This window comes from Escherichia sp. KCJ4928 (assembly GCF_004352695.1).
Lineage (GTDB): Bacteria > Pseudomonadota > Gammaproteobacteria > Enterobacterales > Enterobacteriaceae > ECMA0423.
In genome coordinates, this window is the sequence record NZ_SJWV01000079.1 from 1 (window position 1) to 18,369 (window position 18,369).

At 54.2% G+C, this 18,369-nt stretch carries 17 protein-coding genes; 10 read left to right on the top strand and 7 right to left on the bottom strand.

Annotated features, from left to right (window positions below):
- The coding region (gene wzz(fepE), locus E0D98_RS13125; protein ID WP_131890682.1) for an LPS O-antigen length regulator Wzz(fepE) at nucleotides 1–1,003 on the top strand (1,003 nt) is incomplete at its 5' end.
- Here wzz(fepE) and fepC read toward each other — a convergent pair.
- From fepC to fepD, 3 genes are read right to left on the bottom strand one after another with little or no spacing between them, the layout of a single operon-like run.
- A complete protein-coding gene (gene fepC / locus E0D98_RS13130) occupies nucleotides 1,000–1,815 on the bottom strand; it encodes an iron-enterobactin ABC transporter ATP-binding protein (protein WP_000140647.1) in 816 nt (271 codons plus the stop codon). The two genes, wzz(fepE) and fepC, sit on opposite strands and share 4 nt — an antisense overlap.
- The gene (fepG, locus tag E0D98_RS13135) at nucleotides 1,812–2,804 is read right to left on the bottom strand and encodes an iron-enterobactin ABC transporter permease (protein ID WP_000640969.1); all 993 of its coding nucleotides are present in this window, start codon (nucleotides 2,802–2,804) and stop codon (nucleotides 1,812–1,814) included. Before fepG ends, fepC begins: the two co-directional genes overlap by 4 nt.
- Nucleotides 2,801–3,805 (bottom strand): Fe(3+)-siderophore ABC transporter permease, encoded by a 1,005-nt coding sequence (gene fepD, locus E0D98_RS13140; protein ID WP_001295314.1) that lies wholly within the window; start codon nucleotides 3,803–3,805, stop codon nucleotides 2,801–2,803. The genes fepG and fepD overlap by 4 nt, the downstream gene beginning before the upstream one ends.
- A gap of 110 nt (nucleotides 3,806–3,915) precedes the next feature.
- On the opposite strand from fepD, the gene entS reads away from it, so the two are divergent.
- Nucleotides 3,916–5,166 carry an enterobactin transporter EntS gene (gene entS / locus E0D98_RS13145; protein WP_001041789.1) on the top strand — a complete coding sequence of 417 codons (1,251 nt, stop codon included), beginning with the start codon at nucleotides 3,916–3,918 and terminating at the stop codon, nucleotides 5,164–5,166.
- Nucleotides 5,167–5,169: 3 nt separating this feature from the next.
- Here entS and fepB read toward each other — a convergent pair whose 3' ends face one another.
- Nucleotides 5,170–6,126 carry a Fe2+-enterobactin ABC transporter substrate-binding protein gene (fepB, locus tag E0D98_RS13150; RefSeq protein ID WP_001234312.1) on the bottom strand — a complete coding sequence of 319 codons (957 nt, stop codon included), beginning with the start codon at nucleotides 6,124–6,126 and terminating at the stop codon, nucleotides 5,170–5,172.
- Nucleotides 6,127–6,500: 374 nt separating this feature from the next.
- Between fepB and entC the strand changes: the two genes are divergently transcribed.
- From entC to E0D98_RS13185, 7 genes are all read left to right on the top strand, one after another.
- On the top strand, nucleotides 6,501–7,676 hold the full coding sequence (gene entC / locus E0D98_RS13155) for an isochorismate synthase EntC (protein ID WP_001295313.1): 1,176 nt from the start codon (nucleotides 6,501–6,503) through the stop codon (nucleotides 7,674–7,676).
- Nucleotides 7,677–7,685: 9 nt separating this feature from the next.
- Complete coding sequence (entE, locus tag E0D98_RS13160; RefSeq protein ID WP_000026805.1) at nucleotides 7,686–9,296, top strand: (2,3-dihydroxybenzoyl)adenylate synthase EntE; 1,611 nt, start codon at nucleotides 7,686–7,688, stop codon at nucleotides 9,294–9,296.
- Nucleotides 9,297–9,309: 13 nt separating this feature from the next.
- The gene (gene entB / locus E0D98_RS13165) at nucleotides 9,310–10,167 is read left to right on the top strand and encodes an enterobactin biosynthesis bifunctional isochorismatase/aryl carrier protein EntB (RefSeq protein WP_001007122.1); all 858 of its coding nucleotides are present in this window, start codon (nucleotides 9,310–9,312) and stop codon (nucleotides 10,165–10,167) included.
- Entirely contained in the window at nucleotides 10,167–10,913 is a 747-nt protein-coding gene (gene entA, locus E0D98_RS13170) for a 2,3-dihydro-2,3-dihydroxybenzoate dehydrogenase EntA (protein WP_000347664.1), read from the top strand. The genes entB and entA overlap by 1 nt, the downstream gene beginning before the upstream one ends.
- Nucleotides 10,914–10,915: 2 nt before the next feature.
- Nucleotides 10,916–11,329, top strand: coding sequence for a proofreading thioesterase EntH (gene entH / locus E0D98_RS13175; protein ID WP_000637953.1), 414 nt, complete (start codon nucleotides 10,916–10,918; stop codon nucleotides 11,327–11,329).
- Between the two features lie 180 nt (nucleotides 11,330–11,509).
- Nucleotides 11,510–13,615, top strand: coding sequence for a pyruvate/proton symporter CstA (cstA, locus tag E0D98_RS13180; protein WP_001043134.1), 2,106 nt, complete (start codon nucleotides 11,510–11,512; stop codon nucleotides 13,613–13,615).
- Nucleotides 13,616–13,796: 181 nt separating this feature from the next.
- Nucleotides 13,797–13,994, top strand: a complete 198-nt coding sequence (locus E0D98_RS13185; RefSeq protein WP_000460431.1) for a YbdD/YjiX family protein — start codon at nucleotides 13,797–13,799, stop codon at nucleotides 13,992–13,994.
- Between the two features lie 9 nt (nucleotides 13,995–14,003).
- On the opposite strand, the gene hcxA is transcribed toward E0D98_RS13185, so the two are convergent.
- The gene (gene hcxA / locus E0D98_RS13190; RefSeq protein ID WP_001120434.1) at nucleotides 14,004–15,092 is read right to left on the bottom strand and encodes a hydroxycarboxylate dehydrogenase HcxA; all 1,089 of its coding nucleotides are present in this window, start codon (nucleotides 15,090–15,092) and stop codon (nucleotides 14,004–14,006) included.
- 108 nt (nucleotides 15,093–15,200) lie between these two features.
- On the opposite strand from hcxA, the gene ybdL reads away from it, so the two are divergent.
- Nucleotides 15,201–16,361 (top strand): methionine-oxo-acid transaminase, encoded by a 1,161-nt coding sequence (ybdL, locus tag E0D98_RS13195; protein WP_000183936.1) that lies wholly within the window; start codon nucleotides 15,201–15,203, stop codon nucleotides 16,359–16,361.
- On the opposite strand, the gene E0D98_RS13200 is transcribed toward ybdL, so the two are convergent.
- Both E0D98_RS13200 and E0D98_RS13205 read right to left on the bottom strand, forming a co-directional pair.
- On the bottom strand, nucleotides 16,362–16,991 hold the full coding sequence (locus E0D98_RS13200; protein ID WP_131890685.1) for a ParB/RepB/Spo0J family partition protein: 630 nt from the start codon (nucleotides 16,989–16,991) through the stop codon (nucleotides 16,362–16,364). It lies immediately after the preceding gene.
- Nucleotides 16,964–18,184: a phosphoadenosine phosphosulfate reductase gene (locus E0D98_RS13205; RefSeq protein ID WP_000029813.1), complete on the bottom strand. Its 1,221-nt coding sequence runs from the start codon at nucleotides 18,182–18,184 to the stop codon at nucleotides 16,964–16,966. The genes E0D98_RS13200 and E0D98_RS13205 overlap by 28 nt, the downstream gene beginning before the upstream one ends.
- Between the last annotated feature and the right edge of the window lie 185 nt (nucleotides 18,185–18,369).

Consider the following 18,369-nt stretch of genomic DNA (forward strand, 5'->3'; position numbering starts at 1 on the left):
GGCGGTCGTTTTTGCATTTGCCTGCGCAGGTTTACTGATCTCTTTCATCCTGCCGCAAAAATGGACCAGCTCAGCCGTTATTACTCCCGCCGAAGCCATTCAGTGGCAGGACCTGGAGAAAACCTTTACCAAACTCCGCGTTCTTGATCTCGATGTTAATATCGACCGTGGCGGTGCATTTAACCTGTTTATCAAGAAGTTTCAGTCTGTTAGCTTGCTGGAAGAGTACCTGCGTTCATCACCTTATGTGATGGACCAATTAAAAGAGGCGAAAATCGATGAACTGGATTTGCATCGCGCTATTGTTGCATTGAGCGAAAAAATGAAAGCGGTTGATGACAATGCCAGTAAGAAAAAAGATGAACCGTCACTGTATACCTCCTGGACGCTAAGTTTTACCGCGCCAACCAGTAAAGAGGCGCAGACCGTTTTGAGCGGGTATATCGATTATATCTCTGCGTTGGTGGTGAAAGAGTCGATAGAAAACGTCCGTAATAAACTGGAGATCAAAACCCAGTTTGAAAAAGAAAAACTGGCTCAGGATCGCATTAAAACGAAAAATCAACTTGATGCAAACATTCAGCGCCTCAATTATTCACTCGACATTGCCAACGCGGCGGGAATTAAAAAGCCCGTATACAGTAATGGTCAGGCCGTTAAAGATGACCCCGATTTCTCTATTTCTCTCGGCGCAGACGGTATTGAACGCAAACTGGAAATTGAAAAAGCGGTCACTGACGTTGCGGAACTGAACGGTGAATTACGTAATCGTCAGTATCTTGTTGAGCAGTTAACAAAAGCAAATATCAACGATGTGAATTTTACGCCGTTTAAATATCAGTTAAGCCCGTCATTGCCAGTGAAAAAAGACGGTCCGGGTAAGGCGATTATTGTGATCCTTTCCGCGCTGATCGGCGGGATGGTGGCTTGTGGTAGCGTGTTATTGCGCTATGCGATGGCATCCAGAAAACAGGATGCCATGATGGCAGACCACTTAGTTTAACTATTTGCGGTTGAAGGTGCCGTTCGTCCGAGCGGCACCACAAGCGGCGTTCCGGCTACCGGATCGTCAATGATCATGCATCGCAGACCATAAATGCGCTCAATCAGTTCAGCAGTGACAATCTCCTTCGGCGCTCCCTGAGCAACAATTTTCCCTTCCCGCAATGCAATCAAATGGCTGGCGTAACGACAGGCCTGATTAAGATCGTGCAGCACCGCCGCCAGGGTATAGCCTTTCTCGCGGTTCAGTTCGCTTAACAGTTCCAGTAGATCAATCTGATGACTGATATCCAGCCAGGTCGTGGGTTCGTCGAGCAGCATAATTGCCGTTTCCTGGGCCAGCACCATCGCGATCCACGCTCGCTGGCGTTGTCCGCCAGAAAGGGTATCCACGCTTTGATCTGCCAGATGAGTTATTCCCGTGGCCTGCATCGCTTTCGTTACCGCTTCTTCATCCTCTTTGCGCCAGCGGGTAAACAGCGGTTGATGCGGATAACGTCCACGCGCCACCAGCTCCTGCACGGTGATATCGCCCGGCGTGGTAGCATTTTGCGCCAACAGACCAATCCGGCGTGCAACTTCTTTACTGGCGTAATGTTGAATGTGCTCGCCATCCAGCCAGACATGCCCGTGAGCAGGCGTCATCAGGCGGCTTAAGGTACGCAGTAACGTGGATTTACCACAGCCATTTGGTCCGATAATTGCCGTGAAGTGACCATCAGGAATTTCTACAGTCAGATTTTCCGCAACGGTATATTTGCCATATCCCAGGGTTAACTGTTCGCCGCGCAAACGGGCTACTGATTCGGTCATTTTTTGCGAGACTCCTGAATTAACAAGACGATAAGGTAAATACCGCCGAGGCTGACGGTAACGACGCCAACCGGAAGTTGATACGGCATAAACAGTTGTTGGGCGCAGAGATCGGCCGCCAGCAGTAACAGCGCTCCGCACAGCGCCGCCTGGGTCAGCCCCCAGCGAGCGGTGCCGCTAATGCGTCGGGCAATGTGCGGCGCGACTAAAGCAATAAAGGAAATCGGCCCGGCAAGCGCCGTTGCCGCAGCGGTAAGCACCACTGCAACCAGCATCATTAACAGACGCGAACGCTCGACGCTGACGCCCAGCGCGCAGGCGGTATCATCGCCCATCTCCAGCAAGCGCATTCGCCGCACCAGCAAGGCGGCGGCAATGAGCATCAATATAATGATGGGTGCGGAAGGCGAAGTTTTTGCCCACGTCAGGCCATTGAGCGATCCGGCATTCCACAAACCCGCTGTTAGCGCCGTTTCTAAAGACGCTTTCAGCAACAGCCAGGTATTAAAGGCCACCAGCATGGCGCGAACGCCGATGCCGATAATAATCAACCGAAAGGTGTCGATACCGTTACGCCAGGCGAGCAGCCAGACCAACAGCGAAGTGACAATGCCGCCCACCATTGCTGCCAGCGCGATAGCCGTCAGGTCCTGACCAAACAGCACCATCGCCACCAGCACGCCGCTCCACGCCCCGGTGTTAAAGCCCATTACGTCAGGGCTGCCGAGCGGGTTACGCATCAGCGACTGAAAAATCGCACCGCTGACGCCCAGTGCCGCGCCAATCAACAGCGCCATCAGCACGCGTGGTAAACGCCATTCGGTGACCACCATCGTCATACTGCGCGGCGCATCGCCCATCAGCGCGGCGAATACCTGCGAGGTTTCCAGCGTGACGGCACCGCTGCGTAATCCCCAGATACCTGCAACCACACAGGCGGAAATAAGCAGCAAACAGGTGATGAGTAATCGGCGAGAGACGTAAATCATGCACCACCTCGCGTTTTACGTCGCACGAGGAAGATCAGCACCGGTGCACCAATAAACGCACTGACCACAGAAACGCGCAACTCGCCGGGCACAATCACCCGCCCGATGATATCGGCAAACAGCAGCAGGGCAGGGGTGGCGAGTAGCGTGACGGGCAGCGACCAGCGATGATCGGCACCCACCAGCCAACGCGCCATATGCGGCATCATCAGGCCAATAAAGGCAATCGGGCCAACTACCGCTGTCGCACTACCACAAAGCACGGTAATCGCCAGCAGACCAATTAACTGTGTGCGCGCCACGCGACTGCCCAGCGCCGTCGCGGTGTCACTGCCGAGGCTCAAACTGTTCAGCGCGCGACTCAGTAATAGCGCAGTTGCTCCGGCGATCAGCACCGGGATCAGCACCACTTTTAAGGTATGTAGATTGCGAATATCCAGCGAACCGGCTTGCCAGAAACGCAGTTGATCGTAGACGTCAGGATTAAGCAGGGCGATGCCGCTGGTCAGTCCTTCCAGCACCGCCGCCAGCGCCACGCCCGCCAGGGTTAAACGCACCGGACTTAACTGCCCGCCGCCCTGACTGCCGGTAAAGGCAACAATCAATGAGGCCACCAGCGCCCCGGCGAAGGCCATCGCCAGTTGTTCCTGCGCGGATGAGTAACCAAACAGCGCCGCACCCAGCACAATGGCAAAGCTGGCTCCGGCATTCACGCCAAGCAAGCCGGGGTCGGCAAGTGGATTTCGGGTGAGGGTTTGCATCAACGCCCCGGCAAGGCCAAGCGCGCCGCCTGCAAGTAAACCGGCAAGGGTGCGCGGCAGTCGCGCGTCGAGCACGATGGTGCAGTCGGCGCTCTGGCAGGTGCCGGAGAGGGCCTCCAGCACTACGGAAGCGGGGAGTGATTTTGCCCCAATGAGCAGGCTTAATGCCGTCGCGATAATCAGTAATAACAGCAATCCGGGCACGGCAATGGCGCGTGTCACGGCAACAGAACCAGACATACGAACTTCCATGATAATGAAATTAATTATCGTTATCGATCTTATTTGGATATGTTAGCATGTGCAGCCTAAGAATAGGTATTTAAAATATTTGATGGCAAGGCATTGTAATGAATAAACAATCCTGGCTGCTTAACCTCAGCCTGTTGAAAACGCACCCGGCGTTTCGCGCAGTATTCCTCGCTCGTTTTATCTCAATTGTGTCTCTGGGTTTGCTCGGCGTCGCGGTGCCGGTGCAGATCCAGATGATGACGCATTCTACCTGGCAGGTGGGGCTTTCGGTGACGCTGACCGGCGGCGCGATGTTTGTTGGCCTGATGGTTGGCGGTGTGCTGGCGGATCGCTATGAGCGCAAAAAAGTGATTTTGCTGGCGCGCGGCACCTGTGGCATTGGCTTCATTGGACTGTGCCTTAATGCACTGCTGCCGGAGCCGTCATTGCTGGCAATCTATTTACTTGGTTTATGGGATGGTTTTTTCGCATCGCTTGGCGTTACGGCGCTATTGGCGGCGACACCAGCACTGGTAGGGCGTGAAAACTTAATGCAGGCCGGGGCGATCACCATGTTGACCGTGCGTCTGGGGTCGGTGATTTCGCCCATGATTGGCGGTTTATTGCTAGCGACCGGTGGCGTAGCCTGGAACTACGGGCTGGCGGCGGCGGGCACGTTTATTACCTTGCTACCGTTGTTAAGCCTTCCGGCGTTGCCACCGCCACCGCAGCCGCGTGAGCATCCGTTGAAATCATTACTGGCAGGATTTCGTTTTCTGCTTGCCAGCCCGCTGGTGGGCGGGATTGCGCTGCTGGGTGGTTTATTGACGATGGCGAGCGCGGTGCGGGTACTGTATCCGGCGCTGGCTGACAACTGGCAGATGTCAGCGGCACAGATTGGTTTTCTCTACGCGGCGATCCCGCTCGGCGCGGCTATTGGTGCGTTAACCAGCGGGAAGCTGGCACATAGTGCGCGACCAGGGTTATTGATGCTGCTCTCCACGCTGGGATCGTTCCTCGCCATTGGTCTGTTTGGCCTGATGCCGATGTGGATTTTAGGCGTGGTTTGTCTGGCGCTGTTCGGCTGGCTGAGCGCGGTTAGTTCGTTGCTGCAATATACAATGCTGCAAACGCAAACCCCGGAAGCGATGTTAGGGCGGATTAACGGTTTGTGGACGGCGCAGAACGTGACGGGCGATGCCATAGGCGCGGCGCTGCTGGGTGGTTTGGGCGCGATGATGACACCGGTTGCTTCCGCAAGCGCGAGCGGTTTTGGTTTGTTGATTATCGGCGTGTTGTTATTGCTGGTGCTGGTGGAGTTGCGACGTTTTCGCCAGACGCCGCCGCAGGTGACAGCGTCTGACAGTTAATGCTTAAAACAGCGCCTTAAGTCGTTCCAGCACTTGCATGGCGCTGTAGTAATCCAGGCGGAACGTCTCGGTTCCCAGCGCATAAACCTGCTTGTTTTGTACTGCGGGCAGGTGCGCGAGCAGTGGATTGGCATAAATCGCATCGGCATCTTTCTGATCACCGGCGAACAGGAATAGTGACTCGCCATTTAACCCAGCAGCCAGATTTTCCCCACCAAGCTGAATGATGTCATGGCGTTTGCCCTGGCTTTGGCTGGCGTTTAACCCTGCGGGCAACTTCGCCAGCGTAAAGCCGAGTTGTTCCAGCATCTGCCCTTGTGCTGATTCCGGCGTCCAGAGATTGGCACTGTGTGCAGCGGCGGTATAGACAATGGCAGTGACCGGCTGCGGCGGTAATTTGATTTGCTCTTTCGCCGCTGCCAGTTGCTTATCAAACTGTGCAATCCGCTCTGCCGCTTGTTTCTCATGCCCGGTAATTTCGCCAAGCTGCGTTAACAGCGACTGCCAGCTTTTGTCGTCGTAATTGATGATTAATGTCGGGGCGATGGTGGAAAGCTGATCATACAGTGCCAGCGCCGAATCCCCGCCGGTTGCGCTAATTAAAATCAGATCCGGCATTTGCGCGGCAACGGCTTCGGCGCTCGGTTCGCCGATATAGAGCCGTTGCAGTTTGCGTTCTTTCGCCACCTTGCTCCACTGGCGTAAAAAGCCCTGGTCATCCGCGACGCGGTTATTCGGCGTGGTCGCGCCGCTGGCGATCACCGGAGCATCAATCGCCAGCAGTGAGCCGGTCAGGGTGACGCTGGTGGAAACAATACGCTGCGGCTGGCTTTCCAGTGTATGTGTGCCACGGCTGTCAGTAATCTGACGCGGCCAGTCAGCGGCCTGAACTGCGGCTATTCCTGAAAGTAAAAGTCCTGTTAATAGAAGGGCGTTGCGGTAGAGCGGGGCGAGTCTCACAAATCAGCTTCCTGTTATTAATAAGGTTAAGGGCGTAATGACAAATTCGACAAAGCGCACAATCCGTCCCCTCGCCCCTTTGGGGAGAGGGTTAGGGTGAGGGGAACAGCCAGCACTGGTGCGAACATTAACCCTCACCCCAGCCCTCACCCTGGAAGGGAGAGGGGGCAGAACGGCGCAGGACATCACATTGCGCTTATGCGAATCCATCAATAATGCTTCTCATTTTCATTGTAACCACAACCAGATGCAACCCCGAGTTGCAGATTGCGTTACCTCAAGAGTTGACATAGTGCGCGTTTGCTTTTAGGTTAGCGACCGAAAATATAAATGATAATCATTATTAAAGCCTTTATCATTTTGTGGAGGATGATATGGATACGTCACTGGCTGAGGAAGTACAGCAGACCATGGCAACACTTGCGCCCAATCGCTTTTTCTTTATGTCGCCGTACCGCAGTTTTACGACGTCAGGATGTTTCGCCCGCTTCGATGAACCGGCTGTGAACGGGGATTCGCCCGACAGTCCCTTCCAGCAAAAACTCGCCGCGCTGTTTGCCGATGCCAAAGCGCAGGGCATCAAAAATCCGGTGATGGTCGGGGCGATTCCCTTCGATCCACGTCAGCCTTCGTCGCTGTATATTCCCGAATCCTGGCAGTCGTTCTCCCGCCAGGAAAAACAGACCTCAGCCCGCCGTTTTACCCGCAGCCAGTCGCTGAACGTGGTGGAACGCCAGGCAATTCCTGAACAAACCACGTTTGAACAGATGGTTGCCCGCGCCGCCGCACTTACCGCCACGCCGCAGGTCGACAAAGTGGTGTTGTCACGATTGATTGATATCACCACTGACGCCGCCATTGATAGTGGCGTATTGCTGGAACGGTTGATTGCGCAAAACCCGGTTAGTTACAACTTCCATGTCCCGCTGGCTGATGGTGGCGTCCTGCTGGGGGCCAGCCCGGAACTGCTGCTACGTAAAGACGGCGAGCGTTTTAGCTCCATTCCGTTAGCCGGTTCCGCGCGTCGTCAGCCGGATGAAGTGCTCGATCGCGAAGCGGGTAATCGTCTGCTGGCGTCAGAAAAAGATCGCCATGAACATGAACTGGTGACTCAGGCGATGAAAGAGGTACTGCGCGAACGCAGTAGTGAGTTACACGTTCCCTCCTCTCCACAATTGATTACCACGCCGACGCTGTGGCATCTCGCAACTCCCTTTGAAGGTAAAGCGAATTCGCAAGAAAACGCACTGACTCTGGCCTGTCTGCTGCATCCAACCCCCGCGCTGAGCGGTTTCCCGCATCAGGCCGCGACCCAGGTTATTGCTGAACTGGAGCCATTCGACCGCGAACTGTTTGGCGGCATTGTGGGTTGGTGTGACAGCGAAGGTAACGGCGAATGGGTGGTGACCATCCGCTGCGCGAAGCTGCGGGAAAATCAGGTGCGTCTGTTTGCCGGAGCGGGGATTGTGCCTGCGTCGTCACCGTTGGGTGAGTGGCGCGAAACAGGCGTCAAACTTTCTACCATGTTGAACGTTTTTGGATTGCATTAAGGAGCGAGGATGAGCATTCCATTCACCCGCTGGCCGGAAGAGTTTGCCCGTCGCTATCGGGAAAAAGGCTACTGGCAGGATTTGCCGCTGACCGACATTCTGACTCGCCACGCTGCGAGTGACAGCATCGCGGTTATCGACGGCGAGCGACAGTTGAGTTACCGGGAGCTGAATCAGGCGGCGGATAACCTCGCGTGTAGTTTACGCCGTCAGGGCATTAAACCTGGTGAAACCGCGCTGGTACAACTGGGTAACGTCGCTGAATTGTATATTACCTTTTTCGCGCTGCTGAAACTGGGCGTTGCGCCGGTGCTGGCGCTGTTCAGCCATCAGCGTAGTGAACTGAACGCCTATGCCAGCCAGATTGAACCCGCATTGCTGATTGCCGATCGCCAACATGCGCTGTTTAGCGGGGATGATTTCCTCAATACTTTCGTCACAGAACATTCCTCCATTCGCGTGGTGCAACTGCACAACGACAGCGGTGAGCATAACTTGCAGGATGCGATTAACCATCCGGCTGAGGATTTTACTGCCACGCCATCACCTGCTGATGAAGTGGCCTATTTCCAGCTTTCCGGCGGCACCACCGGCACACCGAAACTGATCCCGCGCACTCATAACGACTACTACTACAGCGTGCGTCGTAGCGTCGAGATTTGTCAGTTCACACAACAGACACGCTACCTGTGCGCGATCCCGGCGGCTCATAACTACGCCATGAGTTCGCCGGGATCGCTGGGCGTCTTTCTTGCCGGAGGAACGGTTGTTCTGGCGGCCGATCCCAGCGCCACGCTTTGCTTCCCATTGATTGAAAAACATCAGGTGAACGTCACCGCGCTGGTGCCACCGGCAGTCAGCCTGTGGTTGCAGGCGCTGACCGAAGGTGAAAGCCGGGCGCAGCTTGCCTCGCTGAAACTGTTACAGGTCGGCGGCGCACGTCTTTCTGCCACCCTTGCGGCGCGTATTCCCGCTGAGATTGGCTGCCAGTTGCAGCAGGTGTTTGGCATGGCGGAAGGGCTGGTGAACTACACCCGTCTTGATGATAGCGCGGAGAAAATTATCCATACCCAGGGTTACCCAATGTGTCCGGACGATGAAGTGTGGGTTGCCGATGCCGAAGGAAATCCACTGCCGCAAGGGGAAGTTGGACGCCTGATGACCCGCGGTCCGTACACCTTCCGTGGCTATTACAAAAGCCCGCAGCACAATGCCAGCGCCTTTGATGCCAACGGTTTTTACTGTTCCGGCGATCTGATCTCTATTGATCCAGAGGGGTACATCACCGTGCAGGGGCGCGAGAAAGATCAGATCAACCGTGGCGGTGAGAAGATCGCTGCCGAAGAGATCGAAAACCTGCTGCTGCGCCATCCGGCGGTGATCTACGCCGCACTGGTGAGCATGGAAGATGAGCTGATGGGCGAAAAAAGCTGCGCTTATCTGGTGGTGAAAGAACCGCTGCGCGCGGTGCAGGTGCGTCGTTTCCTGCGTGAACAGGGTATTGCCGAATTTAAATTACCGGATCGCGTGGAGTGTGTAGATTCACTTCCGCTGACGGCGGTCGGGAAAGTCGATAAAAAACAATTACGTCAGTGGCTGGCGTCACGCGCATCAGCCTGAAGGAGAGAACACGATGGCTATTCCAAAATTACAGGCTTACGCACTGCCGGAGTCTCACGATATCCCTAAGAATAAAGTCGACTGGGCCTTTGAACCGCAACGTGCCGCGTTGTTAATCCATGATATGCAGGACTATTTTGTCAGCTTCTGGGGCGAGAACTGCCCGATGATGGAGCAGGTGATCGCGAATATTGCTGCGCTGCGCGACTACTGCAAACAGCACAATATCCCGGTTTATTACACCGCCCAGCCGAAAGAGCAGAGCGATGAAGATCGGGCGCTGTTGAATGATATGTGGGGGCCGGGCCTGACCCGTTCGCCGGAACAGCAAAAGGTGGTGGATCGCCTGACGCCAGATGCCGACGACACGGTGCTGGTGAAGTGGCGCTACAGCGCGTTTCATCGTTCTCCGCTGGAGCAAATGCTCAAAGAGAGTGGACGTAACCAGCTGATTATTACCGGGGTATATGCCCACATTGGCTGTATGACCACCGCAACCGACGCATTTATGCGCGATATTAAACCGTTTATGGTGGCGGATGCGCTGGCCGATTTCAGCCGTGACGAGCATTTGATGTCGCTGAAATATGTGGCCGGGCGGTCTGGCCGGGTGGTGATGACTGAAGAATTACTGCCAGCACCTGTCCCCGCCAGCAAAGCGGCGCTGCGTGAGGTTATCCTGCCGTTGCTGGACGAGTCCGATGAACCGTTCGATGACGACAACCTGATCGACTACGGTCTGGATTCGGTGCGCATGATGGCGCTGGCGGCGCGCTGGCGCAAAGTGCATGGTGATATCGACTTTGTCATGCTGGCGAAAAACCCGACCATCGACGCCTGGTGGAAGCTACTCTCCCGCGAGGTGAAATAATGGATTTCAGCGGTAAAAATGTCTGGGTAACCGGCGCAGGTAAAGGTATCGGCTACGCCACGGCGCTGGCGTTTGTTGAGGCGGGAGCGAAAGTTACAGGTTTTGATCAAGCGTTCACTCAGGAGCAATATCCCTTTGCGACCGAAGTAATGGATGTTGCCGACGCCGGGCAGGTGGCGCAGGTATGTCAGCGACTGTTAGCTGAAACGGAGCGACTGGACGTGCTGATCAATGCGGCGGGAATTTTGCGCATGGGCGCGACCGATCAGCTCAGTAAAGAGGACTGGCAGCAGACTTTTGCGGTTAACGTCGGCGGTGCGTTTAACCTGTTCCAGCAAACCATGAACCAGTTTCGCCGTCAGCGGGGCGGGGCGATTGTCACTGTGGCGTCCGACGCCGCACACACGCCGCGTATTGGTATGAGTGCTTATGGCGCATCGAAAGCGGCGCTGAAAAGCCTGGCGTTGAGCGTCGGGCTGGAACTGGCGGGTAGCGGCGTGCGCTGTAATGTGGTTTCGCCTGGCTCCACCGACACCGATATGCAACGCACGCTGTGGGTGAGCGATGACGCCGAAGAACAGCGTATTCGCGGCTTTGGCGAGCAGTTTAAACTCGGCATTCCGCTGGGGAAAATCGCCCGTCCACAAGAGATCGCCAACACGATTTTGTTCCTCGCCTCTGACCTCGCCAGCCATATCACCCTACAGGATATTGTGGTCGATGGCGGCTCAACGCTGGGGGCATAAGCATGATCTGGAAACGCCATTTAACGCTCGACGAACTGAACGCCACCAGCGATAACACAATGGTGGCGCATCTGGGAATTGTGTATACCCGTCTGGGAGATGATGTGCTGGAAGCCGAAATGCCGGTTGATACCCGTACTCATCAGCCGTTTGGCCTGCTGCATGGCGGCGCGTCGGCGGCGCTGGCTGAAACACTGGGATCGATGGCCGGATTTATGATGACCCGTGACGGGCAGTGTGTGGTGGGTACGGAACTTAACGCCACCCATCATCGCCCGGTGTCTGAAGGCAAGGTACGCGGCGTCTGCCAGCCGCTGCATCTTGGGCGGCAAAATCAGAGCTGGGAAATCGTCGTTTTCGATGAACAGGGGCGGCGTTGCTGCACTTGTCGGCTGGGTACGGCAGTTTTGGGATGAGCCCGACAGAATTAAATGAGATTGCAGGAAAACTCGGTTAACGGAGTGATCGAGTTAACATTGTTAAGTTAAATATTGGTTTCAACTCCGATTTACATGGTTACCGTGTTGTTAAATCGTACAAAGATGTTATAGAAACAAAATGTAACATCTCTATGGACACGCACACGGATAACAACTATGAACAAATCAGGGAAATACCTCGTCTGGACAGTGCTCTCTGTAATGGGAGCATTTGCTCTGGGATACATTGCTTTAAATCGTGGGGAACAGATCAACGCGCTGTGGATTGTGGTGGCGTCGGTCTGTATCTATCTGATCGCTTACCGTTTTTATGGGCTGTATATCGCCAAAAATGTGCTGGCGGTTGACCCGACGCGTATGACGCCAGCGGTGCGCCATAACGACGGGCTGGACTATGTGCCGACGGACAAGAAAGTGCTGTTCGGTCACCATTTTGCGGCCATTGCCGGAGCAGGTCCGTTGGTTGGGCCGGTACTGGCGGCGCAAATGGGTTACCTGCCAGGGATGATCTGGCTGCTCGCCGGGGTGGTTCTCGCTGGTGCGGTGCAGGATTTCATGGTGCTGTTTGTTTCTACGCGCCGTGACGGTCGATCGCTGGGTGAGCTGGTCAAAGAAGAGATGGGGCCAACTGCCGGGGTGATTGCGCTGGTAGCCTGCTTTATGATCATGGTCATTATCCTTGCAGTACTGGCGATGATCGTGGTGAAAGCCCTGACTCATAGCCCGTGGGGAACGTATACCGTTGCGTTCACCATTCCGCTGGCGATTTTTATGGGAATCTACCTGCGCTATCTGCGTCCGGGCCGCATTGGCGAAGTGTCAGTGATTGGCCTGGTGTTCCTGATTTTCGCCATTATCTCTGGCGGCTGGGTGGCAGAAAGTCCGACCTGGGCACCGTACTTTGACTTTACCGGCGTGCAGCTGACCTGGATGCTGGTGGGCTACGGTTTTGTGGCGGCGGTGCTGCCGGTGTGGTTGCTGCTGGCCCCGCGTGACTATCTCTCGACCTTCCTGAAAATCGGGACTATCGTCGGTCTGGCGGTAGGCATTTTGATTATGCGCCCGACGCTGACCATGCCTGCGCTGACCAAATTTGTCGATGGCACTGGCCCGGTATGGACCGGTAACCTGTTCCCGTTCCTGTTTATCACCATCGCCTGTGGTGCGGTGTCTGGCTTCCATGCGCTGATCTCTTCCGGCACCACGCCGAAGATGCTGGCGAACGAAGGGCAGGCGTGCTTTATCGGCTACGGTGGGATGTTGATGGAATCCTTCGTGGCGATTATGGCGCTGGTTTCTGCCTGTATCATCGATCCGGGCGTGTATTTTGCCATGAACAGCCCAATGGCGGTGCTGGCTCCGGCAGGGACGGCGGATGTAGTCGCTTCTGCCGCGCAGGTGGTGAGTAGCTGGGGCTTTAGCATTACACCAGATACGCTCAACCAGATTGCCAGCGAAGTGGGTGAACAGTCGATCATTTCCCGTGCGGGCGGTGCGCCGACGCTGGCGGTGGGGATGGCTTACATCCTGCACGGTGCGCTGGGTGGTATGATGGATGTGGCGTTCTGGTATCACTTCGCCATTCTGTTTGAAGCTCTGTTTATTCTGACGGCGGTAGATGCGGGTACGCGTGCTGCGCGCTTTATGTTGCAGGATCTGCTGGGCGTGGTTTCTCCGGGCCTGAAGCGGACCGATTCACTGCCTGCTAACCTGCTGGCAACAGCGCTGTGCGTACTGGCGTGGGGCTACTTCCTCCATCAGGGCGTGGTCGATCCGCTGGGCGGCATTAACACTCTGTGGCCGCTGTTTGGTATTGCCAACCAGATGCTGGCAGGGATGGCGCTGATGCTCTGTGCCGTGGTGTTGTTCAAGATGAAACGTCAACGTTACGCCTGGGTGGCGCTGGTACCAACGGCCTGGCTGCTGATTTGTACCCTGACCGCAGGCTGGCAGAAAGCGTTTAGCCCGGATGCGAAAGTCGGCTTCCTGGCCATTGCTAATAAGTTCCAGGCAATGATCGACAGCGGCAATATTCCGTCGCAGTATACTGAGTCACAGCTGGCGCAACTGGTGTTCAACAACCGTCTGGATGCCGGGTTAACCATCTTCTTTATGGTGGTCGTGGTGGTTCTGGCGCTGTTCTCGATTAAGACGGCACTGGCGGCATTGAAAGATCCGAAGCCAACGGCGAAAGAAACGCCGTATGAGCCAATGCCGGAAAATGTCGAGGAGATCGTGGCGCAGGCAAAAGGCGCACACTAAAGTCAGAGTGAGGGGGGATGTTGGCGAATGTTGGCATAGTGCCGAGGGTTCCTCCTCACCCTAACCCTCTCCCCGATGGGGCGAGGGGACTGACCGAGCGCGTTGATAGCATTTGTAGGCCGGATAAGGCGTTCACGCCGCATCCGGCACTCTTTCAGCAACATGGTTAGCGGAGGCCAAGATGTTTGATTCACTGGCAAAAGCCGGAAAATATTTAGGTCAGGCGGCGAAGCTGATGATTGGTATGCCTGATTACGACAACTATGTCGAACATATGCGGGTTAACCATCCCGATCAAACGCCGATGACCTACGAAGAGTTTTTCCGTGAGCGGCAGGACGCGCGCTACGGTGGAAAAGGCGGCGCGCGCTGCTGCTAAATTTGCACGTCAGGCTTTAAACGATTCCACTTTTTCGAACGCTGCACGCAACGTATCTGGTGTCAGCGTGACTGGCAGGTAATGAATGGATTCCACCGGACGCAGGGTGTGGGTAATCACTTTGTCGATCTCCGCATGATTATTGATATCCACTTCCAGCTCCGCCAGCGTGGTCGGCAGATGAAAACGCTGATACGCCCCGGTTAATTGCGCCAGCACATCATCCTGACCCAGCAAGGCGCTTTGTACCAGAATGCCATAAGCGACTTTGGTGCCGTGGAGAAATTTCTCGGTTTGCGGCAGGACAGTCAGACCGTTATGCACGGCATGAGCCGCCGCCACACGCGTAAAACGATCGCCCAGACCACCGACCATCCCACCACCAGCAATAATAGCATCCACCACATCGCAAAATGATTGCGTTAACTGTTGATTTTGCTGATCGCTCAGCGCCTGTTCGCTACTGTTTAACAATACGTCGCGAATGGCCTGCGCATTATTGATCCCCAGTCGCACGGTTAGCGGCAACGTTTCTGGTTGCGGAGCCAGCACCACCGCTTCATACCATTTCGCCAGCGTGTCACCGATCCCCGCCAGCAGATATTGTTGCGGTGCATTGAGGATAATCTCCGGTTCCACCAGCACCATAAAATTGGCGTCGTCGAAAATCTCATAATGCAGCGCCTGTCCGGCATCGTTATACCAGACGGAGAGCGGTGTCCAGGCTGCGCAGGTGGCGGCGATCGTCGGAGCGGCAACAAATGGCAGACCGAGACGGCGGGCGAGGGCTTTCGCGGTGTCGAGCAGTGCGCCGCCGCCGACGCCAATCACCACGCTGCGATCGTCACCGGACTCAGCCGCCAGTTGCTGTACATCGCTTTCGCTGCAATGACCACGAAACAAAATATGCTTTGCCCCTGGAAGTCCAAACGCTGGCGGAAGTTTGGTTTGCGCCGCAGCAATGGCGCGTTTGCCGTAGATCCACACCGCGCGAGAAAGTTGTTCATCAGTGAAAAAATCGTGCAGGTGATTGAAACTTCCTGGATGTGAAAAGTAGTTAGCCGGGCCGACGACCACGCGGATAGGATTGTGAGGCATGTTGTGTTGTCCTTATTGTTTTATTTAGACATCTAAACGTCTTGATTGCCAAATACTAGCATCGTGTTATAGTGCCTTCAACACGCAACTTCGTCAGGTACAATAAAAATGACAAATAACCCTCTGATTCCACAAAGCAAACTTCCACAACTTGGCACCACTATTTTCACCCAGATGAGCGCGCTGGCGCAGCAACACCAGGCGATTAACCTGTCGCAAGGCTTTCCTGATTTTGATGGTCCGCGCTATTTACAGGAGCGGCTGGCGTACCACGTTGCCCAGGGGGCAAACCAATACGCGCCCATGACCGGCGTGCAGGCCTTGCGCGAGGCGATTGCTCAGAAAACGGAACGTTTGTATGGCTATCAACCAGATGCCGATAGCGATATCACCGTAACGGCAGGGGCGACGGAAGCGTTATACGCGGCGATTACCGCACTGGTGCGCAATGGCGATGAAGTGATTTGTTTTGATCCCAGCTATGACAGTTACTCTCCCGCCATCGCGCTTTCTGGGGGAATAGTGAAGCGTATGGCACTGCAACCACCGCATTTTCGCGTTGACTGGCAGGAATTTGCCGCATTATTAAGCGAGCGCACCAGACTGGTAATCCTCAACACTCCGCATAACCCCAGTGCAACTATCTGGCAGCAGGCTGATTTCGCCGCTTTGTGGCAGGCGATCGCCGGGCACGAGATTTTTGTCATTAGCGATGAAGTCTACGAGCACATCAACTTTTCACAACAGGGCCATGCCAGTGTGCTGGCGCATCCGCAGCTGCGTGAGCGGGCAGTGGCGGTTTCTTCATTTGGCAAGACCTATCATATGACCGGCTGGAAAGTGGGTTATTGTGTTGCGCCAGCGCCCATCAGCGCCGAAATTCGCAAGGTACATCAGTATCTGACCTTTTCGGTGAATACCCCGGCACAGCTGGCGCTTGCTGATATGCTACGTGCAGAACCTGAGCATTATCTTGCGTTACCGGACTTTTATCGCCAGAAGCGCGATATTCTGGTGAATGCTTTAAATGAAAGCCGGCTGGAGATTTTACCGTGTGAAGGTACATACTTTTTGCTGGTGGATTACAGCGAGGTTTCTACCCTGGATGATGTTGAGTTTTGCCAGTGGCTGACGCAGGAGCACGGCGTAGCGGCGATTCCGCTGTCGGTGTTTTGCGCCGATCCCTTCCCACATAAACTGATTCGTCTCTGTTTTGCCAAGAAGGAATCGACGTTGCTGGCAGCAGCTGAACGCCTGCGCCAGCTTTAGTTATTTAACCGTCCAGGCGCGGGAATATTGACGGTCGGCAAACAGCTCTTGCAGGCCGTTAATTTGCTTCAGGCGCAGCACTTCGTCGCTGTCCATTCCCAGCTCTTTGCCAATTTTATTATCGTCCCATCCCAACTGGCTAAGTTCACGGACGATTTCCGACATGGCGGTGATTTGATGGCGTCCACGAGCGCGATTATGACGAATAGTCGCGGCGATGCGTTGATTACGCGTACCTTCCAGACAGGTCACCGGCAAATAACCTTTTAAGCGTAATTTTAATGATGATGAGCCTTTACCAATTTCATGGTGGTGAAAACCATCCACGATTTCCAGGGCATTTTTATCCGTATGCGTGACCACAATGGGTTGGGTAAAACCATCTATTTCAATGGATTTTTTCAGCAGTTTTTTTTCGGGTGGTGCCACGTTGTTTGGGTTGTAATCATTAGGCATAAGTTGGCTGTTTTTAACCCACAGAACGCAATCCACTGGCTCTTCACGAAAGGGGCTAACCTGATGGATCGCCATGCGGATTTCATTAATCGCTTTGATGCGATCATCTTCCGGCAAGCTGGCGAGAAATTGCGTTAAATCCTGCGTTAATCGTTGTTGCATAGTATCCCCCATTCCTGACGTTTTCCTTTTATCCGTTCGTTATAACGCTGATAGTTCTTCGCTTTCGTAGGACTAAATGATAATGCTCGACACCAGTAATCGTTATTGAGTAAAACTTTGCATATCCGCCGCCAGGAGGGGATATCTTTCGCGCCAATGTCCCCTTGCTGGGTTTGTGGAACCTCGATGCCTTTTTTCTGATACCAGTGCAAATAAATGGCGATTTTATTGCGGTAATGCTCAGCTGTTTTTTCCGGCATGCTATTGAGCAGCAATAATGCATATTCTTGCCAGTCTAAATGTTCTGGCTTGAGGATTTTCCGATGCCCATAGAAATGATTGTCATGTCCGGCGTAAATGCCGCCACTTTTTACCCCGCTGACTCGTGCGCACATAGCTGCCCAGCGATCCGGTTCGATAACGTGATAGAGCCATAATCCTTGTCGTTGCTCCGGGCCAAAAGGTTCGCAAATTCGCATATGACGCAGAGGAACGCCTGCCTGATACATTAGGTTATACAGTGGGTTGCAGAGACTTTGATGATTTGCATACCAGGTCCAGATATCAGCCACTTTCCAGTCGTAAATGGGGTAAATGTACCAGCTATGACCGCCTGGTGCGGCCGTAGTCCATGGTTTATCGTCGGCAAAACGTTGTTTATTTAAACTGGCGATGGCGACAAAACGGTTGTAGGACTCATCCGCACGGATGCCGATCATCATCGCCGCCGGACGTTTTTGTGAAAACCATTCGGCAAACTCACGTACAAATTGTTCGAAGGTCATGCCAGGCTGGTAAAAGCAGAAAAAGTCAGGATCGGTTATCGCATCTTGCGGGGGCTGACGCACCCATTCGACATCAGGTTCCCAGCACTGCCATTCGGGTTGGTATTGTGAAAGGGAATTTTGCGTCGTAAGCGGGAGCGCAACCCAGTAAAACTCTTCGATGACATCGGTGTACAACTCGCGCAGGGACTGAACATAGTTAATGGTGCAAGAGAATTGCGCCTCCCAGTCGATAAACAAAACGCAGATTTTTTTGCCCATTTGTCGGGCAAGTTCGGCTGTCAGATGCAGCATTAAACCAGAGTCTTTGCCGCCAGAAAATGAGACACAAACGCGGGGTAGGGTGTTGAGTGTCCAGGTAATACGCTCTCGTGCAGCTTCCAGAATATTGAGCGGAAGAGGAATTTTATAAATAGACATCTGAAGACGCTCTCTGAACGTTACAGGGTGATCAGTGAGATAAGTCTGTTAATTATAAAGTAAACACTGCAAAGCAGAGTGTTTTATTTTTCATTCGCGCTGTGAATAAATAGATGAAAGTTATAGTAGCTGTCTGTAGTTATATATCAAAAACTCTCATTTAGACGGTCAATAAATCGGGAGAA